At 46.1% G+C, this 22,594-nt stretch carries 21 protein-coding genes; 10 read left to right on the top strand and 11 right to left on the bottom strand.

The annotated features are described in order from the left end of the window. Position 1: 1 nt before the first annotated feature. Positions 2-1,204: a DUF22 domain-containing protein gene (locus tag H0Z19_RS05070; RefSeq protein ID WP_290724447.1), complete on the bottom strand. Its 1,203-nt coding sequence runs from the start codon at positions 1,202-1,204 to the stop codon at positions 2-4. Positions 1,205-1,340: 136 nt separating this feature from the next. Here H0Z19_RS05070 and H0Z19_RS05065 point away from each other — a divergent pair, with 136 nt between their 5' ends. The 7 genes from H0Z19_RS05065 (at position 1,341) to H0Z19_RS05035 (ending at position 10,090) form a co-directional block, all read left to right on the top strand. Beyond that, entirely contained in the window at positions 1,341-2,555 is a 1,215-nt protein-coding gene (locus tag H0Z19_RS05065; protein ID WP_290724445.1) for a CoB--CoM heterodisulfide reductase iron-sulfur subunit A family protein, read from the top strand. A gap of 1 nt (position 2,556) precedes the next feature. Then, positions 2,557-4,800 carry an FAD-dependent oxidoreductase gene (locus H0Z19_RS05060; protein ID WP_290724443.1) on the top strand — a complete coding sequence of 748 codons (2,244 nt, stop codon included), beginning with the start codon at positions 2,557-2,559 and terminating at the stop codon, positions 4,798-4,800. A gap of 8 nt (positions 4,801-4,808) precedes the next feature. After that, entirely contained in the window at positions 4,809-5,948 is a 1,140-nt protein-coding gene (gene qmoC / locus H0Z19_RS05055) for a quinone-interacting membrane-bound oxidoreductase complex subunit QmoC (RefSeq protein WP_290724441.1), read from the top strand. Between the two features lie 11 nt (positions 5,949-5,959). Then, positions 5,960-6,235: a MazG nucleotide pyrophosphohydrolase domain-containing protein gene (locus tag H0Z19_RS05050; protein WP_290724439.1), complete on the top strand. Its 276-nt coding sequence runs from the start codon at positions 5,960-5,962 to the stop codon at positions 6,233-6,235. Between the two features lie 69 nt (positions 6,236-6,304). Continuing rightward, on the top strand, positions 6,305-7,840 hold the full coding sequence (locus H0Z19_RS05045; RefSeq protein ID WP_290724437.1) for a type II/IV secretion system ATPase subunit: 1,536 nt from the start codon (positions 6,305-6,307) through the stop codon (positions 7,838-7,840). Continuing rightward, positions 7,837-9,681, top strand: a complete 1,845-nt coding sequence (locus tag H0Z19_RS05040; protein ID WP_290724435.1) for a type II secretion system F family protein — start codon at positions 7,837-7,839, stop codon at positions 9,679-9,681. Before H0Z19_RS05045 ends, H0Z19_RS05040 begins: the two co-directional genes overlap by 4 nt. Continuing rightward, on the top strand, positions 9,653-10,090 hold the full coding sequence (locus H0Z19_RS05035) for a hypothetical protein (RefSeq protein ID WP_290724433.1): 438 nt from the start codon (positions 9,653-9,655) through the stop codon (positions 10,088-10,090). Before H0Z19_RS05040 ends, H0Z19_RS05035 begins: the two co-directional genes overlap by 29 nt. On the opposite strand, the gene H0Z19_RS05030 is transcribed toward H0Z19_RS05035, so the two are convergent. From H0Z19_RS05030 to H0Z19_RS05020, 3 genes are read right to left on the bottom strand one after another with little or no spacing between them, the layout of a single operon-like run. Next, positions 10,083-11,258 (bottom strand): TldD/PmbA family protein, encoded by a 1,176-nt coding sequence (locus tag H0Z19_RS05030; RefSeq protein ID WP_290724432.1) that lies wholly within the window; start codon positions 11,256-11,258, stop codon positions 10,083-10,085. The two genes, H0Z19_RS05035 and H0Z19_RS05030, sit on opposite strands and share 8 nt — an antisense overlap. Beyond that, positions 11,258-12,535 carry a TldD/PmbA family protein gene (locus H0Z19_RS05025; protein WP_290724430.1) on the bottom strand — a complete coding sequence of 426 codons (1,278 nt, stop codon included), beginning with the start codon at positions 12,533-12,535 and terminating at the stop codon, positions 11,258-11,260. The genes H0Z19_RS05030 and H0Z19_RS05025 overlap by 1 nt, the downstream gene beginning before the upstream one ends. After that, on the bottom strand, positions 12,536-13,936 hold the full coding sequence (locus H0Z19_RS05020; RefSeq protein WP_290724428.1) for an NAD(P)/FAD-dependent oxidoreductase: 1,401 nt from the start codon (positions 13,934-13,936) through the stop codon (positions 12,536-12,538). It lies immediately after the preceding gene. Positions 13,937-14,033: 97 nt separating this feature from the next. Here H0Z19_RS05020 and H0Z19_RS05015 point away from each other — a divergent pair, with 97 nt between their 5' ends. Further along, on the top strand, positions 14,034-14,321 hold the full coding sequence (locus tag H0Z19_RS05015; protein ID WP_290724426.1) for a helix-turn-helix domain-containing protein: 288 nt from the start codon (positions 14,034-14,036) through the stop codon (positions 14,319-14,321). On the opposite strand, the gene top6B is transcribed toward H0Z19_RS05015, so the two are convergent. From top6B to icd, 6 genes are all read right to left on the bottom strand, one after another. Continuing rightward, the gene (gene top6B, locus H0Z19_RS05010) at positions 14,305-16,113 is read right to left on the bottom strand and encodes a DNA topoisomerase VI subunit B (protein ID WP_290724424.1); all 1,809 of its coding nucleotides are present in this window, start codon (positions 16,111-16,113) and stop codon (positions 14,305-14,307) included. The genes H0Z19_RS05015 and top6B overlap by 17 nt on opposite strands. Further along, positions 16,110-16,340 (bottom strand): Lrp/AsnC ligand binding domain-containing protein, encoded by a 231-nt coding sequence (locus tag H0Z19_RS05005; RefSeq protein WP_290724422.1) that lies wholly within the window; start codon positions 16,338-16,340, stop codon positions 16,110-16,112. The genes top6B and H0Z19_RS05005 overlap by 4 nt, the downstream gene beginning before the upstream one ends. A gap of 50 nt (positions 16,341-16,390) precedes the next feature. Continuing rightward, entirely contained in the window at positions 16,391-16,744 is a 354-nt protein-coding gene (locus H0Z19_RS05000; RefSeq protein WP_290724421.1) for a hypothetical protein, read from the bottom strand. 166 nt (positions 16,745-16,910) lie between these two features. Further along, complete coding sequence (locus tag H0Z19_RS04995) at positions 16,911-17,612, bottom strand: UPF0280 family protein (RefSeq protein WP_290724419.1); 702 nt, start codon at positions 17,610-17,612, stop codon at positions 16,911-16,913. Beyond that, a complete protein-coding gene (locus H0Z19_RS04990; protein WP_290724417.1) occupies positions 17,609-18,547 on the bottom strand; it encodes an NAD(P)/FAD-dependent oxidoreductase in 939 nt (312 codons plus the stop codon). Before H0Z19_RS04990 ends, H0Z19_RS04995 begins: the two co-directional genes overlap by 4 nt. Continuing rightward, complete coding sequence (gene icd / locus H0Z19_RS04985) at positions 18,544-19,782, bottom strand: isocitrate dehydrogenase (NADP(+)) (protein ID WP_290724415.1); 1,239 nt, start codon at positions 19,780-19,782, stop codon at positions 18,544-18,546. Before icd ends, H0Z19_RS04990 begins: the two co-directional genes overlap by 4 nt. Positions 19,783-19,855: 73 nt before the next feature. Here icd and H0Z19_RS04980 point away from each other — a divergent pair, with 73 nt between their 5' ends. After that, positions 19,856-20,899: a tRNA (guanine-N1)-methyltransferase gene (locus tag H0Z19_RS04980; RefSeq protein WP_290724413.1), complete on the top strand. Its 1,044-nt coding sequence runs from the start codon at positions 19,856-19,858 to the stop codon at positions 20,897-20,899. Here the strand turns inward: H0Z19_RS04980 and H0Z19_RS04975 are convergent. Next, the gene (locus tag H0Z19_RS04975) at positions 20,874-21,416 is read right to left on the bottom strand and encodes an HDIG domain-containing metalloprotein (RefSeq protein WP_290724411.1); all 543 of its coding nucleotides are present in this window, start codon (positions 21,414-21,416) and stop codon (positions 20,874-20,876) included. The genes H0Z19_RS04980 and H0Z19_RS04975 overlap by 26 nt on opposite strands. A 264-nt stretch (positions 21,417-21,680) precedes the next feature. On the opposite strand from H0Z19_RS04975, the gene H0Z19_RS04970 reads away from it, so the two are divergent. Continuing rightward, on the top strand, positions 21,681-22,433 hold the full coding sequence (locus H0Z19_RS04970; protein ID WP_290724409.1) for a hypothetical protein: 753 nt from the start codon (positions 21,681-21,683) through the stop codon (positions 22,431-22,433). Positions 22,434-22,594 lie beyond the last annotated feature (161 nt).

Genomic DNA, 22,594 nt, shown 5'->3' with positions numbered 1-22,594 from the left:
ATTAAAGCTTACCTTCAGCAACCCTCGTAACATTGAAAACACCGACAAGCTGCCCCTCTTTAACTTCACCATCCATTATCGGAAGGAAAACAACTTCTCTGATAGTCTTCTTGCTCTCAAGATTCCATGGCTCCCTCGCAATCCCTCCTACCATCGTTCCGTACGCCTGCCTCATAATGCCAAGAGGGCTGATCGTGGAGTGGTCAGAGATGTCAATTGGCCTGATTTTGATGATTTCCGCAGCACCCCTTTTAAGCTTTTTAGTCTCAGCGGAGATGGCCGGTTTCCACTCACCTTTTCTCCCTACCTTAAGCCTTCCGCTGTTAAATTCCTGAAGTGTCTTCACAACTCCACCTCCTGACTTCTGAGAAAATTGCAGAAACCCGCTGTTCTCTCCTCCATTTCCACCCGCCACGCAGAGGAGACCTAAGACCTCCCCCTCTTCCACAACTCCATTCCCAAAACCGAGCAAAACAGCCTCACTAAAACTCCTTTTCTCTTCAAACTTCCTTACTTTATCTCCTACAAGATTTAGAAGCTGCGCAAAGGCATTTGCAGTCAGACCGTAGGGTGAGATTATACTTCCACCTTCTACATTTATCTTTTCAATCTCAACAACCGCAGCCTCGCCCCTTCCAATCTTTGCCCTCTCCTTTGCCACAACAGGTGTTAGATTGCAGATATCACTCTCGAAATAACCGCTGAAGGTCCCTGTTACGTTCTCTCGGTAAAAAACTCCATCTTCTATCCATGTTAAGAAAGCCCTGACGTTTTTGGTCTCAACTTTTGGTTTTGATGGGATCACTCTGGAAAGCAGTCCAGTCCTGACAAAGTTGATCCGTAGTATTCCGATCAAATCGCCCTCTTTTACATCTCCAGACCTTGTGGGGATGAAGATGGCGTGATTTATGCACTTCTCATCCTCAACCATCCCGGGAAGCCCGCACTCGATTACATCGACAACAAAACCGTTTGCGTGGTTTACAGCCGTTAAAGGGCTTACAATAGTGTTTTCAGGTACTTCAATTAATCTGATACCAATGACAGCCACCTCTCCCTTGCATACCGTGAGATCCTCACTTGCGATTATAGGGATTAGCTGGCTAACTCGTGAAATTGTATAACTTCTTGGTTCGATATCAACATCAAATTCAAAAGTTCTGCTGCCCACTCCATCATGCCATGACAGAAGCTTAGCTCTCACCACAGTATATAAACAATTGAATCTTAAAAATGTTTTCGGTTTCCAAAAATCCTGAATTTCGAACGTGGCTTAATTTCGATACATTTATTAACTTCTTTTCAAGCCAGAGGTTGAAATACGCAATCAGGTGTTAGCTATGGCTGGCGAGATACTTGTTATAGGAGGCGGAATTTCTGGACTGACTGCTGCTATAGAAGCTGCCGAGACGGGGTATGATGTGATTCTCGTGGAAAAGAACCCATATCTTGGAGGAAGAGTGTCCCAGTTGAACAAGTACTTTCCGAAACTCTGTCCACCATTCTGCGGACTTGAAATCCTCTTCAAGAGAATGAAGAGCACACCGAAGCTGAAATACTTCACCAACGCTGAAGTTCAGGAGATAAGCGGAGAGCCGGGGAATTTTACGGTAAAGGTGAAAATCAAGCCGAGATATGTCAATGAGAACTGCACGGCTTGTGGAGCCTGCAAAGAGGTCTGTCCAATTGAAGCTCCGGATGAATACAACTTCGGACTGAAGAAGAAGAAGGCGATCGACCTGCCCAACATCATGGCAATGCCGTTCCAGTATTACATCGACGACAACTACTGCGATAAATGCGGAGAGTGCGTTTCGGCATGCAAGTACAACGCCATTGACCTGAACGAGGAGGAGAAGGAGCTGACTCTAAACGTTTCATCTATTATCGTGGCAACCGGCTGGAAGCCCTACGATGCAACCAAACTTGACAATCTTGGCTATGGAGTGTACAAGAACGTCATAACGAACATGGAGATGGAAAGGCTGGCTTCTCCAAACGGCCCGACTGGGGGTGTCATCCAAACATTAGATGGAAAGCCAATTGAAACCATCGCATTTGTCCAGTGTGCCGGGAGCAGGGATGAGAACCACCTGCCATACTGCTCTGCAGTCTGCTGCTTAGCAAGCTTGAAGCAGGCGACTTATGTGAGAGAGCAGTATCCGGATGCGAAAATCTACATCTTCTACATCGACATCAGAGCATTTGGAAGATATGAGGACTTCTTTGCAAAAGTTAAGGCTGACGAAAATATCGAACTCATCAAGGGCAAGGTTGCCAAGGTTGAGGAGGTTGACGGGAAGCTCGTTGTAACTGCCGAGGACACGCTAAGCGGTGTTAAAAGCAAGAAGGAAGTCGACATGGTTGTCCTCGCTACGGGAATGCAGCCAGCTATTGAGCCCATTCCGGGAATTGAGCTTGACGAGTACGGGTTTGTCAAGGCAAAGCCGGGTATAATTCCAGTAGGTGTTGCAGCGATGCCAATGGAGGTTGCTTCAGCCAACGAATCGGCAACGGCAGCGGCGCTGAAAGCTATTCAGCTTGCAAGGAGGTGAAATGATGGAGAAAGTTGGTGTTTACATCTGTACCGGTTGTGATATTGATAAGCTGGACATTGAGAGGCTGAAAAATGTTGCAAAGGAAGAGTTTGGAATCGAGCCAAAGGTTCATCCGCACCTCTGCTCACAGGAAGGAGTCGAAATGCTGAAAAACGATGCTGCTGAGCTTGATGCGCTTGTTATAGCTGCATGCTCACCCCGTGTAAAAACCGCACTGTTCACGTTCGATGACAAGTATGTTGAAAGAGCGAGCCTAAGAGAAGGTGTTGTTTGGAGCCACGACATCGACGAGCACGCTCAGGAGCTTGCTGAGGACTACCTGAGAATCGCGATTACAAAAGCCCAGAAGGCTGAGAAGCCTGAACCCTATATCGAAGAGATTTCGAAAGACATCCTAATTGTTGGTGGTGGTGTTACTGGACTAACAGCGGCACTTGAGGTTGCGAAGGCAGGTTACAAGGCTTATTTGGTGGAGAAGGAGCCAGAGCTTGGTGGATGGGTTGCTAAATACTACAAGACTCTGCCAATTGAGCCTCCATACACAAAAATTGAGGAGAATCCGGTATTCAAGCTCATTGAAGAGGTAAAGGCGAATGAGAACATAGAAATCTACACCTCTGCCCAGATTGATTCAATCAGCGGCCAGCCCGGAATGTTTGATGTTGTGTTAAACCAGAACGGAGAGAAGGTGCAGTTCAGGGCTGGCGGCATCGTTGTCGCCACTGGGTGGAAGCCCTACGACGCCACAGCTTTGGAAGAACTGGGCTACGGGAAGTTTGCCGATGTTGTTACAAACATCGAATTTGAGGAGATGGCCAGAGAGGGCAAAATCATCAGAAAGTCAGATGGAAGTGAAGCTAAGAATGTGGTGTTCATCCAGTGTGCTGGACAGAGGGATGAGAACCACCTGCCCTACTGCTCATCAGTCTGCTGCCTTGTAAGCCTCAAGCAGGCAAAATATGTTAGGGAGTTTACCAACGGTAATGCCTTCATAATTTACAAGGACATGAGAACTCCGGGACTGTGGGAAGACTTCTACAAGGAGATGCAGCAGGATGACGGTATCTACCTAACAAAAGGTGATATCAAGGAGATAAAGGAGGAGGGTGGAAAGCTAACAGTAATCGTTACAAACACGCTGCTGGGAGAAGATATCGCCATTAAAGCCGACCTCGTCGTTCTCGCAACCGGAATGGTTTCGACGCTCAAGGGACTCTACACAGTGAAAGAGGAGTTCCCAGATGAGAAAACTGTTCCGTACAAGCACATCGCTGAGCCACATCCGATAAAGAGTGAAGAAGATATCGAGGTCATAAAGCAGGCAGGACACATCCTCAACCTCCAGTACAGGCAGGGTCCTGAACTACCCACGCTGAAATACGGCTTCCCGGACTCAAACTACATTTGCTTCCCGTACGAGAGCAGAAGGCTTGGTATTTACGCTGCAGGAGCCGTGAGAGCACCGATGGAGATTGCATCGTGCATTGAAGACGCCAAGGGTGCTGCGCTCAAGGCAATTCAGGCGGTTGAGCTTGTTGCAGAGGGTAAGACAACATTCCCGAGAACAGGAGACATCGACTTCCCGAATTTCTTCCTCCAGCGCTGTACGCAGTGTAAGAGGTGTACGGAAGAGTGCCCATTTGGAGCCCTCGACGAAGATGAGAAGGGTACACCAATGCCAAATCCGCTTAGATGCAGGAGATGTGGTATCTGCTTTGGAGCCTGTCCAGAGAGAATTATCAGCTTCAAGACCTACAGCATCGACCAGATGGCGTCAGCGGTCAAGTCCATATACGTCCCGGATCCAAACTGGGATGAGGGTGCTGAGGATAAGTTCCGCTTCATAGTGTTCGCCTGCGAGAACGATGCTCTGCCAGCGTTGGACATGGCGGCTTTGAATGGCAAGAAGTGGAGCCCGCTTGCAAGAATTATCCCCGTAAGGTGCCTCGGTTCAGTTAACACGGTCTTCATTGCTGATGCGCTTTCGAAGGGTATTGACGGCATTCTGCTGATAGGCTGTAAGTATGGCGAGGACTACCAGTGCCACTTCATTAGAGGGAGTGAGCTTGCAAACAGAAGAATGGAGAATGTTGCAGAAACGCTTGAGAGGCTGATGCTGGAGAAAGAGAGAGTGCAGGTTGTAGAGATCTCCATAAACGAGTGGGACAAGATTACAGAAATCATCGACAACTTCGTCAACCAGATCATGGAAATTGGAGCGAACCCGTATAAGGGGTTCTGAGGTGGAGTATGGAGGTTGATACGCAATTTGTAAAGGATGTTGTTGGATTCGGGGGTAAAACACTTAAGAAATGTTACCAGTGCGCAACATGCAGCGTTGTATGCCCGCAAAGCCCTGAGGAAGCCCCATTCCCGAGAAAGGAGATGATCTGGGCACAGTGGGGTCTGAAGGACAAGCTGATAAAGGACGGAGATGTCTGGCTCTGCCACCAGTGCAACGACTGCAGTGAGTACTGTCCAAGAGGGGCAAAGCCCGGAGAGGTTCTTGGAGCGATAAGGGCCAAGGTTATTCAGGAGCTCGCTTTCCCCAACTTTTTTGCAAAGATACTGATGAAGCCAGCGGGTATAGTCGTTTACTTTGCCATCCCGATAATCCTCACACTGCTCTACCTGAGCATTGCCTCACCAAAAATACCTGAAGGTGAGATTGTAATAGGAAACTTCATCCCGCACTTACACATTGAACTTGCAGGTTTCCTTGTCGGAGGCTGGGCTTTACTCGTTGCAGCTATAGGAGCATACAGGTTCTGGAGCGGAATAAACTCAGAGGTCTCAAAGGTTTACGAGTACAGGCTTGGCGAGAATGCGGAGTTAGAAGTGGTGAAGGCAAGTCCGAGATTCATAGAATGCCTTTTCTGGTCTATAATTGACATCCTTAAGCATTCACGGTTTGCCGAGTGTGGAACGGCAAGATACCGCTATTTTGCGCACTTCATGATTTTCTGGGGCTTCATAATCCTCGGCATTGCCACTCTTGGTGACATCGTCTACCTCTATGGCTTGGGCGTTGAAGAGCTCGCATTACCACCCACTGACCCAGTCAAAATCATAGGGAATATTGGAGCCATTCTGCTGATAGCTGGCTCACTCTGGGCAATTGTTGCGAGGTTCAGCGATGAAAGAGTGGGTTACGGCACCTACTTCGATTGGCTATTCCTCGGGACAATATTTGCAGTTGGACTTACTGGCGTGGGCATCGAAGCTTTGAGATATACGGGGAGTGCTGCTGCATACTACATGTACTTGGCTCATTTAGTTCTGGTGTTCACCCTCATTGCATACGCCCCCTACTCTAAATTCGCCCACCTTCTCTACAGAACCTTGGCCTACACCTGGGCAAAGAGCGTGGGAAGGGAACCTCAACAGTAATTTTAATTTTTATGGAACTCAGAGATTTTCAAAAAATTTTTAGGGAAAAATATTATGAAATCGATTCGAAGAGCGGCCCCCTTTTTCTTCTGGCAGTTCTTTTCGAAGAAGTTGGAGAACTGGCTGAAGCGGTGAGAAAAAACGAAAATGTCGAGGAAGAGCTTGTTGACGTTTTGTTCATGGTAATCTCCCTTGCAAATCTATTCAACGTCGACCTTGAAAGGAAATTAGTTGAGAAATATGTGGAAGGAGACCCAAGCAATCGATGGGATTTGCCCGACCTGTAATTAGCAATTGTTAGATGACTTGTAGATTTGCAAGAAAAGCATATATTTAGAAGAATATAACGTTAATCAATGGCAAAGAGTCACTACGATATACTGAGAAAGTACATCACAACGGAAAACTTACTTGAGACTCCTGAATTTGGTGGCAATATTAGAGTTGTGGAGGAATACTGGGTCCAGGAGCCCTTCACGAAGGCGATAATTCTTGAGAAAGAGGACGAGTTCAGAAACGTTTACTTTGCTCTCGAACCAACAGTAAGCAAAGAGGAAGCAGAGATCATTTCTGCCATTTATGATGACCTTAAAAAAGTACTTGTGCTGCAGGATGTTTCTGTCGAACTTGAAGAGCGGGGAGAAGTGCTTGTAAAGGCAATTAAAAAGCTTGCTAAGGAGTATGCGATGAAATTCACTGATGATTTCTATTCGAGGATGCTATATTATTTCTTCCGTGACTTTTTTGGGTATGGTTTGATAGACCCTCTAATGGAGGACACCAATGTTGAGGACATCTCATGCGATGGTTACGGAATCCCCATTTTCATTTACCATCAGAAATACGGGAATCTGGAGACAAACATCGTCCTCGACCAGGAAAAGCTCGATAAAATGGTTTTAAGGCTAACACAGAGAAGTGGAAAGCACATATCTGTAGCCAGCCCCATAGTCGATGCCACTCTCCCTGACGGAAGCAGATTGCAGGCTACTTTTGGCACCGAAGTGACTCCTCACGGTTCAAGTTTTACCATAAGGAAGTTCACGGTTGAGCCGCTGACACCGATAGATTTGATAGAAAAGGGAACGGTCCCTTCAGTTGTTCTTGCATATCTTTGGATGGCAATAGAGCACAAGTTTTCTGCAATCATTGTCGGAGAAACTGCGAGCGGGAAGACGACCACATTAAACGCAATTATGATGTTCATCCCTCCGGATGCCAAGGTCATCTCAATTGAGGATACAAGGGAGATAAAGCTCTACCACGAAAACTGGGTCGCAGAAGTTACCAGGACAGGGATGGGTGAGGGTGAAATAGATATGTACGACTTGCTGAAGGCAGCGTTAAGGCAGAGACCGGACTACATTATTGTCGGTGAAGTCAGAGGAAGAGAAGCACAAACACTTTTCCAGGCAATGTCAACAGGCCATGCCAGCTACTCAACACTTCACGCTGGAGACATCAACCAGATGGTTTACAGGCTCGAATCTGAGCCATTAAAGGTGCCGAGAAGCATGCTTCAGTTCCTCGATATTGCTCTCGTCCAGACTATGTGGGTTAGGGGGGCAACAAGGCTGAGGAGGACCAAGGAGGTAAATGAAATCCTCGGTATAGATCCTGCAGACAAAAACCTCTTGGTGAATCAATTCGTGAAGTGGGACCCTAAGCAGGATAAGCATATCGAGATTAGCATGCCAAAAAAGCTTGAGAAGATAGCGGATTTCCTGGGTTTGAGCGTGCAGGAAGTTTACGAGGAACTGCTCGACAGAAAGAGGTACCTTGAACTCATGTTGAGTAAAGGGATCAAGAACTACAAGGATGTTACCAAACATATTCACGCATACTACCGCAATCCTGAACTGGCAATGACAAAAATGGAGGAAGGCGTATGACTCTTTACGCTCCATTAGCACTCAAGAGGTTTTACAGGAGAAGGTATAGAAGAAAACCGGGGAATTATTTGGGCCTATCTTCTGCAATAGAAGGTGCGAGGTTAAAAATGACCGTACCGGAGCTTCTTTCTATCGCCCTTTTTTACCCGCTGCTTTCAATAATCCCCGGCAGTCTTCTCGGTTTTCTCTTCTCAGAACTTATAAAACCAAGTGGGAATTTAGTCGTCAGGGGTTTTGCGATACCTTACTGGGAGTTCGAACTCGCCCTTATTGCGGGCTTCGCAATCCTGGCTTTTGGCTTCACGAGATATTTGATTCTTTCGTATCCCTTCTATGTCTCCAATATGAGGAGGAGTAAGATAGAATCCGCTCTTCCCCATGCCGTGAACATGATGCTGGGAATGGCGAAGGGTGGAGTACCTCTTATTTCAATATTCAAATTCGTAGCAGAGAACAGGGAAATTTTCGGCGAAATCAGCAGAGAATTCGATAAAATCGTAACACTTGTGGATGTATTTGGATATGACATGATAACTGCCATGAGATATGTCTCAGATACAACACCGTCAGAGAAGCTGAAGGTGTTTATGGAGAATTTTATCAACGTCTATGAGGGTGGAGGGGACATAGTGGAATATTTAAGGGCAAAATCGGAGCAGTTGCTTACCGAAAGGGAAACTTACTATGCTCTCTTCTTTGAAACCCTTCAGGTTTACGCCGAGATATACCTTGCCCTATTCATTGTCGCTCCGCTGTTTTTCCTCACAGTTCTTGTGGTTTTCCAGATGATAGGCTCCGGGACAATGGAAATTTTCAGGATAGTTATGTTCTCTTTCATACCCCTCGGCTCGCTACTGCTAATGTGGTTGATTAAATCTTCAATGCCGAGTGAGCCTGTGGGTTTTGCTGAGCACAAAAAAAGAAGGGGAAGCGATATTTTCTTCAATATTGCAGACAGAGAAACCGGATTTAAGATTGAAATCTGGAGGCTAAGGTTGAGAAGAATAATCGACTTTTTGAAGATGCCTTTCATCGAAGAGCCGTATCTGCTAACACTTCGTGCACTTTCCTTCTATCTCCTTGTTCCGGCTATATTTATATTCGTTTACTTTCACGGTAAAATAGACCTCGACCTGCTAATTTTCATCACGCTTTCAGTCGTAATTTTTCCGTCAATAGTATTCATCGAATACAAGAGGAGATTGCTTTCAAAAATGGAGAGAGAGCTTCCGGAATTTATGAAGCAGCTCGCATCCCTAAATGAGGCTGGGTTAAACGTCGTTGAGGCGTTGAGACATCTATCGGAAAGCGAACTTGGCATTCTCGGTAGGGAGATAAGAAAAATCAAGAGGGAAGTCGAGTGGGGTGAGCTTATTACCTCTGCTCTGGAAAAAATTGAAAGCAGAATTAGAAGTCAAATTGTGGCAAAGGCCATCACCCTGCTCGTGAAGGCAATTGAATCAACACCGAGCATAAGGGATGCCTTAAACACCGCCTCCATGTACACTGAACTGGAAATAGAGGTTAGAGACAGGATAAAGGCTCAGATGAGCATGTACACCATTATTATTTATCTTGCGTTTGCCGTTTTCCTTTACACGGCTTACATTCTGATTCAGAATATGCTCACAGTCTTTGCATCGGTTGAGGTTACTCAGTTCACAGCAAAAATCGACCTCAAAGCTGTCAAGGACACTTTCATGCAGACTTCACTGCTCGTCGCATTCTTCTCAGGTATAATGGCCGGTCAGATGGGTGAGGGAAGGATTGAGGCAGGTTTAAAGCACGTGTTCATCTTGGTGGTGGTAGTGTATGTTTTCTTCAGATTTATCATCCCGTAAAACGAGGATTTCGGCCCACTTTCTCGATGCTGCCCCAGCAGAGGATGAAGCTGTGACGGTGGAGGGCTGGCTCACGTACTATGATGAGGAGAAAAAATCTTGGATTCCATTAGAAAAAGCTCAGGTTACAATCTACGTTGACGGAAGAGAGCTTGGGAAGGTTGAGACGAACGAGTTCGGGATGTTCAGTTTCGCATTCCCTGCACCATACAAGGGAAGGCACAAGCTGGAAGTAAGGTTTAAGGGCAAAGCTGGATATGAGAGTTCCAGCAAATCACTCGATTTTCAGGTTATTGAGAAAGAACAGAAGTTGAAATTGGGAAGGTTAGCAAGAGACGTGTTTTTGCTGATTATTGCATTGATTTTCCTGATGTTCATCGCGATGTTCATCACAAGAATGTTCAGATAACTCTCATACCCTCAAAGCGCAGTGACTTTGTGATTGTGTTCTCCACCTGTCTTACTTCTTCCAAACCACCTTCAACCTTTTTCAGCAAATCGAAAACGTTTCCGTATATCATCGCCCCTTTGACAGCCTTTCCTTTGAAGTAAGCGTTATTGCACTCAAGACTGAATTCGCCGCTAACAGGATTTGCAGTATGGGAGCCCACTAAGGAGTGGATTACGAGACAGTTGTCATCCTCAGCTTTTTCTGTTTTTAGAACCACATTGCTGACCACCGGTGAGGGAAAGCTGCCTTCCTCAACTCTGAACCCATTTCCGGTAATGCCGTACTTTTTGGAGTGTTTCCAGTCTGTGTAGTAGCTCTTAACAACACCGTTATCGATTAGAACTGTTTTTCTTGCTGAAACTCCCTCATCGTCAAATCCACAGCTCATTAAACCGCCTTCAACAGTGGGATCATCGATAATTGTTATTCTCCCAAATTCATCACCGAGCTTAACAGCACTCCTTCCTTTCTCGACATTCTCCGCTGAAAGCGAGGGGTAGAGTGTGTTTGAGAGTAGCTGGTGGACAGCAATTGGCTGAAGAACCACATCATAAAACCCGCTGTCGATTTTGACCGCTGACGCAGAATCCACCGCAAGCCTTTCGGCCCTTTTCACAGTCCCCTCAATATCAAGTTCGATGCTTCTACTTTCGCAAACTTCGTAGGCACTGCCCTCCTGAAAAACGGCCTCGACCATGAAGGATGAAGACGTTGCTTTTTCGTAGCTTTCAAGACCGAAGGAGTTGGTTATTCTCACCTCTTCAACTGCGTGCTCGATTCTTGCAGCTGCTATGTTCACCTTATCTGCAGCACTCCTTAGCCTTTCGAACTCCTCCATGATATACTCGGAATTTACTTCTTCCACCCTTCTGTCGTAAATTCCTTCAACTCTTACAGGTTTCTCACAGGGGAAGTCATCAAGTTCATCCTCTGACACTTTCGCTATCTTTTCAGCCAGAGACAGAGCCTCATCTTTCGTTGATGCCGAAGCGAACCCCACTCTTCCGTTTAAAATCACCCTTGCTGAGAAACCGCGATCGAGACCGGAGCTCACATACTTGAGCTTCCCAGCTTCGACCTCTGCCGATATGAATCTTGTTTTAAACTCAAATATTTCCCACTCCATCACGCCCCACCAACCGTCGCTCTGCAAAGCACATGAGGAGATCCATCAGACACGGGAACAAGCTGACCTGCCTTACCGCAAAATCCGGGGTCAAAGTCAATTTCTCTGCCAATTTTAACATCTTTCAGAATTTCCAGAGTGTTTCCAGAGAGGGAGACATCCCTGACCATCTCAGCAAGCTCTCCATTCCTGATGAGATACCCATACTGAGCATTGAAGTGGAAGTAACCCGTTGCAGGATTGGTCTCCCCACCCCTCGACCCAATCAGGTAAACTCCCTCACTGCATTCTTCAACAAGCTCATCAAAGCTGTACTCGTGGCTGTCAATGTATGTGTTGCTCATCCTGACAATCGGCACGTCAACACCCTGACTCCGGGCATTTCCGGCGACACCGCCAAGTTTTTTCGCGGTCTCTCTGCTGTGCAAGAAGCTCTTGAGGACTCCGCTCCTGACTATCTCCTTTTTCTCTGCCCTTACACCCTCATCGTCGAAGGGGAAGAAGCCGAATTCCGGGAGAGTAGGATCGTCGATTATCGTTACGCTCTCATCAGCCACCTTCTGGTTCAGCTTTCCTTTGAGAACTGTTGCTCCCTGAAGCACGTGGTCAGCTTCGACGGCATGGCCAAAAGCCTCGTGGACAAAGACTCCCGCCAGGCTGGAATCCATTACGACGTTCATCTGGCCTGATGGTGGAGATGACGCATCGACGAGCTTCGGCAAAATTTCAACGATTTCGTAAGCTTTGTCATCAACACCATCCAGCACTTCGTAACCGCCAACTCTCATCTGCCTTTTCGAGAGAAACTGCAGGCTCTTACCCTTACCAACGCCCATTATAGAGATTCCGGTTCTCAAAACCTCATATTCGACTTCTGACCCGCACGAATCTCTGTACTGGAAATTTCTTCTGTTCTCAAAGTAAGCGACTTTCGTGCTTACGCAGACATCCCTGATTATTTTCTCAAGGTCTTTCAGCAACTCCACCTTCTCTTCGATAGAGACATCCTGAGGATCTCTTTTTACCCTCATTCTGTAGCTTCCTCTACTGACGATCTCCTCTATGTCCCCATCTCCCTGCGTGAATGCGTTTTTTTCAGCCTCCTTTAGCCCTTCGTTGTCGTTAACATTCCCCTCAAAAACCCCCCAGAACCCGTTCTTGAGAACCCTGAAACCCTTGCTGGATGATTTGCTGTATCTTGGCTTCTCCAGCTTACCATTCTCAAGCTGAAGGTTGAGGGAAAAATTTTCAACTTTCCTGATGTCCCAGAACTTCATTCATTCCATCCCTCTCTCCCTGAGAATGCCCTCTGCAGCGATCAAACCTGTCACAGCAGCCCCAACAATACCCCTGCTCACACCCGCTCCATCACCAATTGCGTAAATGTATGGTATGTTCGTCCTCATCCACTCATCTACTTTCAGCTTGAGGGAGTAGAACTTCACTTCGGGAGCATAGAGAAGAGTTGAATCGTCAGCAACACCGGGAATCACCTTATCGAGCCTCTCAAGGGCATCAAGAATATCGTCAATAGCTCTTCCAGGATAGGCAAGGCTTATGTCTCCCGGGATTGCCGTTTTTAGTGTGGGCTGAACGAGCCTGTTGTTCTTTATTCTGCTTTCCGTACTCCTTCTTCCGAGTCTCAGGTCTTTCAACCTCTGTACTATGGGATTTCCTCCTCCAAGCTTTGTCGTTATCCTTGCCAGATCCCTTCCCCATTCGTTGGGCTCGTCAAATGGTTCGGTGAACTCGTAGTGACCCAGAAGAGCGAAGTTTGTGTTGCTGGTCTTCTCCTTAGCCTTGCTGTGGCCATTTACCAAACAAAAATCGCCGTAGTCTTCCCTTATCACCCATCCCCTCGGACAGGTGCAAAAAGTCCTCATGTAGTCGTCATGCCTTTTCGTTACAACTCTCAGCTTTGGATCGTAAATTGCGGAGGTTATATCATCCATTATCGATGCCGGCACCTCAACTCTGACTCCAACGTCAATGGCCTTCGAGTTTTCAGCTACCTCAAGGTTGTATTCCTTGGCCCACTTTTCGAGCCAGTTCGCCCCACTTCTGCCAACGGCGATTATCAGATAATCGTAACCAAACTCCTCTCCTTTTTCCGTTCTTACAACCTTTCTCTTTGGATCGATATCCACAACTGTCTTGCGAGTGTATATTTTAACACCGTCCTTCTTTAGCTTGTCTTCGATGCTTTTAACAACCTTCGGAAGTTCATCACTGCCAACATGTCTCTGCCTCAGGGGGACAAACTCTATTCCAGCAGCGTTGGCTTTCTTAAGAAAATCTTCAATTTTATTGAGGTCGTCTCCGTAAAGCTCATCCGGAGCACCGTGTTTGAGGAAAATATCATCAACCTCTTTCATCTTTTCGATAAGGTAGTTGGGATCAAGAAAGTCGAAGTCACCGCCAACAGAGAAGCTTGAGGGATACTCAGGATGGACGTAATTCAGCTTTCCGTCAGATAAGCCACCAGCCCCCCCAACTCCTGAGGTAATGTTGCACGGGTTGCACTTTGTACAGTAGCTCTCGAAAAGATCGCTAGGACACTTTCTTCTTGAAATGTCTCTGCCCATCTCAAAAATAGCAGTTTTGAGCTTTCCTGCAAGCTTGTACGAGGCAAACATCCCTCCCGGTCCTGCTCCTACAATTATGACGTCAAATTTCATACATTTCTTGGTTAGGGGCAAGAGGTCTTTTAAGCTTTGTTGTTCCCTTGGAACCCATTCATAACAATTTTATATGCTAATGAACAACAAAGTATGTGTGGAGGAGAATGACACTGACTTGAAAAAAGTTGAGGAAGCTCTTAAAGTCATATCGAGGAGTGGTGTTAATTTTGTAATTCTATCCCTTGAAGACGGTCCAAAAAAGTTCTCACAGATTATGGCAGAAACGAACCTTAATCCCGGAATTGTTGACCGCAGCCTAAAAGCACTAATGGAGTTGGGGCTGGTGAGCAAAAAGGCGGGGAAGTATGAGTTGACCGACAAAGGAGAAAAGATGTTGGGAGTGATCAAAAGCATTTTTGATGTTGTTAAAGAAAATTCATAACTTCCGCTCCGCTAAGCAAATCCTCTTCAACTCCTTCAACGAGCGGATTTTTGTTAATAATCTTTCCTTTTAGCTGGTAGGTTAACTCAACCTCCTCTTCTGGTTTCACCTCTACGTTCCACATAACCGTTGAGTAACCTGTCCCGGAAATCTTAGCTCCGTCAGCCTTGACCTCTCCAGAACACATCTCATACAGCTTTATACTTCTCTTAGAACGAGTAAAATTGGAGACTCTTATAGTAACCTCCTTGACACCGTCCTTTTCATACACAACTCTTTCAACATGCAGATAACCCATTATTCTCGCAACAATTCTGTCAATTTCGAGTGGCTCCTTATCGAGAATTTCACACACCTTTTCAGCAATCAGTGGTAAAACCTTTCCAATCATTTCTTCCTTTTTCCTCTTCTTTTGCTGTCTGCTCTTTCTGTCGAGATACTCCTTCAGTCTTCTCCCAACTTCCTGAAGTGCAAGGCGGGTTTCATCAACTATCTCTGGAATTGCAGCCACACTCTCTTTTGACTCTGATGTATAAGGGATGTTGGTTGATGCGAGGTGTATAAGTATGACAGCAGGAGCAGATGGAAGTTCTCCTTTATTCTGGAGCATACCGTAAGACTTCCAGTTAACGCTTTCAACAGCCTTTGTCAGGGCACAACCTCCCTGCTGGTATAGAAGAGGTATCTTGTTAGCATATCTGAGCAGTGTGACCTTTTCAGACTTTATCTCACCACCATACGCTATCCCAGCCTCTACAAGGAAAGGGTGACCTGAGTAAACCTTGGGTTTTCTTGTTACTGCATACACAAACTCAGGCTGGTACTCTGCCATCAGGCTTTTGGCAATCATCGCCTCGCCTATAGGGGAAAGGCAGTCCGTTGGTGGTGGGAGGAAGTCAGTCTGCCGGAATGCATTTAGCAGTCTCGCAGCCTCATCCCTCCCCATCTCCTGCGGAACCTCATCTCCATTGAAACCACCTCTCTTCAAAACATCATCGGCAATTTTGTCTCCCACTCTAACAAACTCGTCCTTTAAAAACTTCCGTAAAGTCGCTGCTTTAGTCGCTTTCAGCATGTTCATCAGCGTTCCAAGCTCTATCCCATGCGGGTGAGGTTTGATGGACTTAGGAGGTGGTGGAACATCTTCAGTTACTCTCTTAAACTCGTTTATCGTCCCATCAGGTTCAACGAAAGTTATCTTTGCATGTGGATTTATGACAGAGGTCTCCCTCAGATACTCGTAAACGCTCTGCTTCCTCTCTCTAACGTAGTTACCTGCAATCTCCAGTTCAATTTTCGTGCCGCTTGGGAGATACCACTCTTCCTCTCCCTCTTCAACAATTTCAGGCTCGTTTTTCTTGGTGTTGATGTACAGAACCACCTTCTTTGCTTTCTCCTCATCAGGTGTTTTCGATATGATTATAGCCGGCTTTCCTGTTGTTAACTGAGCATAGAGAACAGCTGCAGAAATGCCGATACCCTGCTGCCCCCTGCTCTGCCTTATCTCGTGGAATCTTGAACCGTAAAGAAGCTTTCCGAAAACCCTCGGTATCTGCTCTTTTGGAATACCCGGGCCATTGTCTTCAACGACGATTTTGAAATGGTCGTCAACCTTTGAGATTCGGACGAAGATGTCTGGCAGAATTCCAGCCTCCTCACATGCGTCGAGGGCGTTATCAACAGCCTCCTTTACGACGGTTATGATTGCCTTTGCCGGGTTTGAGTATCCCAGAATATGTTTGTTTTTCTCGAAGAACTCAGCTACACTGATTTCTCTGTGCTTTCCACTCATATTTCAGCTCCAATTACCGTCTGTGTTTTGGTTACACCCTCTATACTCCGTATCTCGTCTACAAGCTTATTAAGCTCTGAAAGGCTGTCTGTCTCGATAATAACAACAAAATCGAACTCACCAAAGACATGGTAAACCTCGCGAACCCCCTTTTTGCCCTTAACGGCAAGATACACATCTTTCTCCTTGCCGGGAGCAACGTTGACCATAGTTACTCCGATTACCATGAATTAAAGTTCAAAAGAGGCTTTAATACTTTTTCCTCAAAAAGGAAAAATCAGAATCCCAAAAATAACCCAATTATTTTGACAAGCGACAGGCCAAAGTTTCCAAGAATCTTGTTGATGTAAGGGCCGAACTTGATCAATACGGATGCTATTACGTCGATGTTGGCGAAGAGCATTTGCTGTGATGCGACCATCTTGGCATTTAGCGATGGATTTCTTGAAATTTCTTCAAATAAGAGCGCTGCAATCTTCATCCCCCAGTTGAGAAGTACGTTAAATCCTTCCGATATTCTCCCCGGGTCGACGTTGGCTACGGCAATAACTCTGTCTGCGGCAGCAGAAGCTGTGGCTGAAGTTTCTGCAAACTTTGCAAGGGCTGTTGTAAATTCTGCCTCGGTTACCATTTTGATCACCTCCTTATTTTCATTGTTATCATCTACACTATCATTATAATGTTGCCATCCATGTTATTTAACTGTTACTCATTATGATAATAATTATAAAGATTTAATTACGAAAAGTAAATTTCAAGATTGGTAGTATTTTAAAGATAAATATTAAAATGTGAAACTACCCCTTAGTGATCAGGTCCTCTCCTGACTTGGCAGAAACGATGGGTGGAAGATTACCAGCCATGGCTATCAAATCGTCTTTTATGACGAGAATCCCTTCAGCAAACTTGGAGTATTTTTTGTAAAATTCGGATACCGTCCTTTCAAGCTCGTCCTTGCCAAAATCCCCAATTGTGTTCCCCAATGCAGTGGCAAGAGCATCAGCCACACTCCCGTCTCTTGAAATAACTGTGGCAGCATCTGCCTTCCCAAAGCTTACTGAGTGGCCTATTTTCCCACTTGAGGTACAGATTGCCATGTAGTCTACTGGTTGAACTTTGAAAGCCAAATTGGAGGGGTAGATTCCAATCAACAACTCCCTGTCCGTGTGGATGACAATATCTCCGCCGTTGTCAACCACAGCAAGCTTCGCTCCAGCTTCGATCATCCTCTCAACTGCATATGACGCAATCGTTCCCGCAACTGCTGCCATCGGCCCCACTCCAGCAATCTCACCCGCCCTGCACATTCTGTTTATAATTTCACCTCCTGAGCAATCGATAGGCTCGTAGCTTGTGAAGAAGTCCGGATTGTGGAGGATGTAGCTCTCAATCTCGCTCCTTGCTTCAAGAATTGCATTTACCGCTATCTTGTAGAACTCCTCGCTCTCCGTAAGGATAGTTACGATCGTCTCCTTGTACTGGAATTTGAACCTCTTCATATTCCTATGAGTTTTCTGATCTCTTCAAGCGAGTGCTGAACTGTTCTTCTGCTCTCAACCGATATTATTTTCGGTAAAAGTCTTATGGCAGTGAGATAGCTGTTCTGTAACATCGCATCCACAAACCTCTGCTCGTTCTCGACCCACTCAAGCTCTTTCAGTATTCTCTGCTCGTAATTTTCGAGTTCAGAGTTCAGCAAGCAGTCAGCAAGAATTCTTGCAGATGCGAGTGCTGGAGCGTTACCTTCACCAGCACCACTGACGCATCCGATAGCCTCACCAACCCCTACAACATTGCCACTGACAAACGGCTTGCAGCGTGAAGGGGGAAGCATTCTAACTTTTCCGACGCAGTTGCAAGCCGGCTTTGTGGAGTTGAAACCGTATTTGGCTCTCAGCTCAGCCAGCAGTCTTTCAATCTCCCCCCTCTCGATATTTCCCGCCCCAATGTGCCACCATCCGTCGCCGAGTGGAAAAGCCCATGCATAACCTGTTCTTTCCATCTGAATGTAAAGGTTCGGCTCTACGTCATGCTTCTCCTTGGTTTGAACTGTTGGAAGAACCCTATCATTCTCAATCTTCGGCAGGTACGCTCTGGCAACTCCAGTCGCATCAATTATAATTTCTGGCTCCTCAACTTTACCCATCTCTACCCAGAGGTTGGATAGGAGCTTTTTTTTGTCAAAGATTACGATGTCTCTGTTTTTAAGCCACACGCCGTTTGCCACAACAAATTCTGGTTTAAGAATAACATAATCGTCGAAATTTAAGCCAATTTCTGAGTAAAAGCTCTTGGCCTCGCTGTAAACGATTCCCCATGCACATCTGCAGTCCGGCTCCTTTCTCCTGTCGTAAATAGCCACTTCAAGTCCTTCAGATGATAAAAAGTGGTAAAGGTAAGTGCCAGCTATCCCGGCACCGTATATCTGGATCATAGTGACTGCAGGTTCTCCACAACTGCCTCAGCAAACTCCCTTGTCCCCACCTTTGTCCCACCCATGTGGCGGTGGATGTCGTAGGTTACTATTCCACTGCTTATCGTTATCTCAACTGCTCTCTTTATCATCTCACTCGCATCTTTCCATCCAATGTACTCGAACATCAGTGCACCAGTGAGGATTTCAGCAGTCGGGTTAACCTTGTTCTGTCCTGCATACTTTGGAGCAGATCCATGAACGGGCTCGAAAACACCTATACCATCACCAATGTTGCTTCCCGGAGCTATTCCGAGCCCACCTACGAGTGCCGCAGCCGCATCGCTGAGGTAATCTCCGTTGAGGTTTGGCAGAGCGATGACGTCATACTCATCAGTTCTGGTCAGAATCTGCTGGAACATGTTGTCGGCAATTCTGTCCTTAACGACAATCTTGCCCTCAGGCCGATCTCCGCCATATTTATCCCAGAGCTCGACCTCGGTTATGCAGTAATCTCCGAACTCCTGCTTTGCCACCTCATAGCCCCAGTCCCTGAACGCTCCCTCGGTGTACTTCATAATGTTCCCCTTGTGTACAAGAGTAACGCTTTCTCTGCCGTTCTCGATGGCATACCTTATGGCCATCCTCACGAGCCTTTTCGTTGCAAATTCGCTTATTGGCTTTATTCCGATTCCGGAATCCTCTCTAATGGTTACTCCGAGCTCTTCCCTGAGGAATTTTATGAGCTTCAAAGCTTCTTCACTGCCTCTCGGCCACTCGATTCCTGCATAAACGTCTTCAGTGTTCTCTCTGAAAATTACGAAGTTCACCTTTTCAGGATGCTTAATCGGGCTCGGCACACCTTTGAGGTAGTAAACTGGCCTGACATTGGCATAGAGGTCGAGAACCTGTCTGATGGTGACATTCAGGCTTCTGAACCCACCCCCAACAGGAGTTGTGAGGGGGCCTTTAAGCGCGACTCTGAACTCCCTTATTGCGTTCAGTGTATCTTCGGGAAGGTAGTTGCCGTAAAGCTTGTAAGCATCTTCTCCTGCATAAACCTGGAACCAGACCACTTCCTTACCTATTTTCTCCGCTGCCGCATCGAGAACCTTGATGGCTGCCGGAACCACGTCCTTGCCGATTCCATCTCCTTCAAAGTAGGGGATTATCGGGTTATCCGGAACGATGAGTTTTCCATTTTCGTATCTTATCTTCTCTCCATTCTCCGGAGGTTTGACCTTCTCGTACTGCATGTCGGAAGGTTGTGGACGTATATAAAATTCTTCCGCTACTAAAGCTTTTAACTCAAGTGCGAACCTTCATTCAATGCGCCTCAAAGACGTCTTCATCTCTGAGCTTAGGAAGAGAGGAGTGGAGAGAATAGGGACTAGACTGAAGAAGGTGATGTCCTCACCAGACCCAATTGCAAAGATGGCTCTTTACGTGGCAAATGGTAAGGCTGAGGTTTGCAGGAGTGATGGGGGGTTGCAGCATTCTTTCACCCTCGATGGACGTTTTGTTAACTTACCCCCGCAAGCATATGTCGGGAAATGTGAGTCTGAAATTCTGCTAAGCAAGGATGAGCTGACACAGTATCCGTTTCCGTTTGTTGTTGTGGACTGCCGATTTTATGACGAGCATACAGAAAAAGAGAGGTGGAAGATAGAGCTTCAGGTTAAGCAAACTCTCGGTGTTATCAGAGAGTACATGTGGGACGATAAACTTGTTGTAACCTGCAGGGACGTTGGATTCGGGCGTTTTTGGAGAACAACGGAGGAATTTTTGAGGGAAAATGAGATTAGAAAGGTTGTCCTTCTCGACCCGAACGGAGATGAGCTTTATGATAGAACAGGGGCGAAGTGCTTCATTATTGGCGGTATAGTGGATAAAACCGGGACAAAGAAGGGCTACACGTCAAAAATAGGGAGAGCTCTTGAGAGGGCAGGAGTAGAAGTTGACTACAGGAGGATAGAGCTCAGAGGAGACGTTGTGGGTGTTCCGGACAGAATTAACAATATCGCCGAAATTCTGCTCAGGGTTGAGCTGGACGGAGAGGATGTGGAGAAGGCAATAAGGGCTGTGCAACCACCACTTGTGGCAAAGTGGAGGCTGAGGAAGGAGCTACACGACAAAACGGTGAGGGTATGTTTGGGAGGGAAAACGGTTAGAGTTGTTGAAAAAAACGTCTTTGATGAGTTCAGAGAGTGGCTCAACATAACCAAAAAAGATTTTTACGAGGTTTGCAGGGAGCAGAAGTTCTTTGTCGTTTCTGAAAAAGTTATGGAGCAGATAAAGAGCTTGGAGTGGGATGAAAGGAAGAGATGTTTCAGGTTAAAGGTTAAACTCAGGAAAGACCGAGTTCCTCCTTAACGCTAATCAATCCCCTTATCGCCACCTCATATAGCTTCTCCAGCGGCATATCCAGCTTTTCAATCATCCTGATTCTGTCTCTGTCACATCCAGCAGCGAAGCTCTTCTCCTTGAACTTTTTCTTTACAGTCTTCGGCGTTACCTCGGTTATCTTCCCTTTCTTTACAAGAGCGCATGCAATAACCAGCCCCGAAACGCTGTCGGCTGCCTGTAACGCAATCTCAACCGGTTTCTCGTAGTCACCAAAGAGCATGTGGTTGTGCCTCTTGACAACTTCGGCTATCTCTCCATCCACCCCTTCTTTCAACAGTATTTCTGCTCCGACAATCCCGTGTTTTTCCATGTCTCCCTGTGTCTGCTCGTAATCTATGTCGTGGAGAATGCCTATAGTCCACCACTTTTCCTCATCCTCTCCAAGCTCCCTTGCAAGTTCTCTCATCACAGCAGCGGTCGCGATGCAGTGTTTTATCAGCTTCTCATCACTCACGTACTTTTTCAGCAGTTCGAGAGGTTCCATGATAAGCGTTTACGATGCCATTTATTTCCTTTTCCTATCTGGTGGATATGGATAGTAAGCGAGTCAAAACCACTTATATGTGCTGACTCAAAACATTTTAAATTTCTGGCAAAACATTCAGTATGAGGTTGGTAGTCATCACTGCTATTCAGGTCATTGTTTTGTTTTTCCTATTTCGGCATTCAAGTCTTTCAACTCTTCAAAGCCTGCTTCTCGCTGTCACTCTCTCCTCTCTAACGGCCTCTGTTTCTTAAGAGGAGAAAGGTGAAAAAGAGTGAAGTGGAAAAATGGGAACAGGAGGAAAGGCTAAAACCACTCTTCAGGAAGGTACTTGTTTTCTCACTCATTCTTTCCCTGACTTTCCCTTTCAGCTTCAACTACCTTCTTGAGTCCTCCAAACCAGCAGCTCCCAAGGAGAAGTTTGATGCAGAGGTGTTATTTGCTGTTGGAGAATTCATTTTGATGGTAGGTTTTTACATGTTTGCACCGTGGGTTTTCGCGTTGATTTTGGCCTATAGCTATGGCTACAGTTGGAGGATTTTGAGAAGTGTTGAGGGGAGAAAACATATTGGTCTTATTCATATTGTATTTTTTACTACAATATTTGTTGGTATGATGGCAGTAGTAACTTTTAGAAATCTGCACATATATCAGGTTGAAGAAAGAATTTTGGAGCTTCTGGTAGCGGAAGTTGCTTTATTTGCTGTCTCGTTCCTTTTCGTCACATTCCTCTTACGCAAAAATGGCTACGGCTGGAAAGATTTCCCAGAGTTAGTAAGTCATTCAACAACTCTTGACAGGGATGACTTTGCCAAGGACAAAAAAGCGAGACTGGCACATAACGCGGTAATAGGTATTGTCGCGTACTTGTTCTTCGCCTTCATGCTTGCAGACTCTGTGCTGAGAGGAAAGACGCTTGAGTTTTTCATTTTTATTGCAAAAATCTTTGCGGTACTTGGAATCTTTTTCCTTCCGCTCTGGCTGGCTGTAGAGCTGTATACGAGGAGAAGGCGCTAACCTTTGGCTAAGGTAGTCGTTTAAGCTTACAGCTTGGTTGGATGACGTTATTCTCGATACTTCAAACGAACCTCGGAAGTTTTCTTAAAAATTACCTCACGTTTTCAGGGACCTGTCCACTTAACACAAACACCACCTCAATCGGTTGTAGTACAGCATAA

This window comes from Archaeoglobus sp., assembly GCF_017656475.1.
Lineage (GTDB): Archaea > Halobacteriota > Archaeoglobi > Archaeoglobales > Archaeoglobaceae > Archaeoglobus.
The sequence above is the reverse complement of the archived record's forward strand: the minus strand, read 5'-3'. Positions and strand labels throughout refer to the sequence as shown.